Annotated in this window: 4 protein-coding genes; all 4 read right to left on the reverse strand. The window is 46.6% G+C overall.

The window, feature by feature from the left end; translation table 11 throughout:
• Positions 1-330 (reverse strand): hypothetical protein (locus tag FAX86_RS22065; protein WP_205859289.1); only part of this gene is annotated, 330 nt, incomplete at its 3' end.
• Positions 311-610, reverse strand: a complete 300-nt coding sequence (locus tag FAX86_RS22070) for a hypothetical protein (protein WP_144395666.1) — start codon at positions 608-610, stop codon at positions 311-313. The genes FAX86_RS22070 and FAX86_RS22065, both read right to left, overlap by 20 nt.
• 11 nt (positions 611-621) lie before the next feature.
• Positions 622-978 carry a hypothetical protein gene (locus FAX86_RS22075; protein ID WP_144395667.1) on the reverse strand — a complete coding sequence of 119 codons (357 nt, stop codon included), beginning with the start codon at positions 976-978 and terminating at the stop codon, positions 622-624.
• A gap of 11 nt (positions 979-989) precedes the next feature.
• A partial coding sequence (locus FAX86_RS22375; RefSeq protein WP_205859290.1) for a hypothetical protein occupies positions 990-1,356 on the reverse strand: 367 nt, incomplete at its 5' end.

Raw genomic sequence — 1,356 nt, forward strand, 5'->3', positions numbered from 1 at the left:
GTCACCAATCTTTTCATTCACGTCTTTAAAAATGTCGGCCATTTTATCCGACGAAATGTTCACGGTACTGGCGGCGTAACTCCATTCACTCATCGCTTCCGATGACATATTCAAACCATCGGCAAGGCGTAACATTTCCGTGTTCGCTTGCAGCGTCGAACGCACAATCGCCGCACCACCAACTGCAAAACCTGCAACCAACGCCGCCGTCGCTTTACCGGCTTTATCAACCACGCCATCAAGATTGCGTTTGACTTTCCCGAGCGCCTTTCCGGTTTTGTCTTTCCCGATAATTTCAAAGGTGTATTGGTTACTGGCGAGTAGACTCATTGAGTTGTCCGTTAATGATTTGCATGGCGGTTAAGTACACATTCGGTTGCTCAGCAATGCCGCCGCTGATCAACAAATGATGATTTTTGTAATGGTTGAATAGATTAAGAAACTGCACCGAGCGATTGGACACCATCGGCAACAAACAGGTTGTTGACTCAACCACGATTTTCCCAGCACGTTTCACAATCCATTGTTCGATGGGCGCGGGATTGCGCTCATCGCAATGTCGCCCCCACTGACACGTCTCGCAATTAAAGCTCTCTTTGTTTCGATTCACTTCAATTGCGATCAGGAGTTTTTTTCATCGATCTCCGATAAATCCGAAATCGAATAAATCCGTTCAAAGACTTGCATCATTGCGTGCGCTGGAATGTACGCAAGATTGTCAATGGAAAACGGTAAGGGTTGTCCCAACTGATCCAGAATATTATCCCAACCGACCAGCCCAGCACCGAGCGCTAAACCGTAGGCTTCACCTGAAGGTTTTAATTTGCCGTTTCGATACCGAATCGTGTCCGCACTAACTTCCATAAAGTTTAATTGGTTGAGTGGTTTTAATTTAAACTTAGCGGGATCCGCTTCGTTTTCTTGTCCAGGCAAAACAAACCATTCTTCGGTTAACCCCGTTGTTACTGATAAACTCATGATTACATTCCTTACGTGAATAAAAGGGACAGTTCGTTGTCATTGGCATCGGTACCAAAACCAATATCGAGCGTACGAATGCCATCGCGATCACCATCGGCCAGTTCTTGGTAATAGGTTTCCGGTAAATGCATTTCATAAATATTGCCGGGCGTGGTACCAATCGCTCCGGTAAAAATCTCGCGCTTGTTACCCGACTTCCAATCGCTAATAAAATCATGTTGAGAGGCGAGCACCATTTCCGGATCAAAGGAGCCCTTCACGTCCCGATCGGCAATCCGAATTTCACCAAAGCCATCCGGCGCGGACAAATCGGGCGGCATCACAATCGAATTATTCAGATTGATCGACAGTGCAGAAATGACGGCAGGAAATCCC

It is taken from the genome of Pleionea sediminis (genome assembly GCF_007570825.1).
GTDB classification, from domain to species: Bacteria; Pseudomonadota; Gammaproteobacteria; order Enterobacterales; family Kangiellaceae; genus Pleionea; species Pleionea sediminis.

Excerpts from the sequence above, each read along its gene's own strand:
- FAX86_RS22075 (WP_144395667.1), bottom strand. The coding sequence starts at position 978 with ATGAGTTTATCAGTAACAACGGGGTTAACCGAAGAATGGTTTGTTTTG.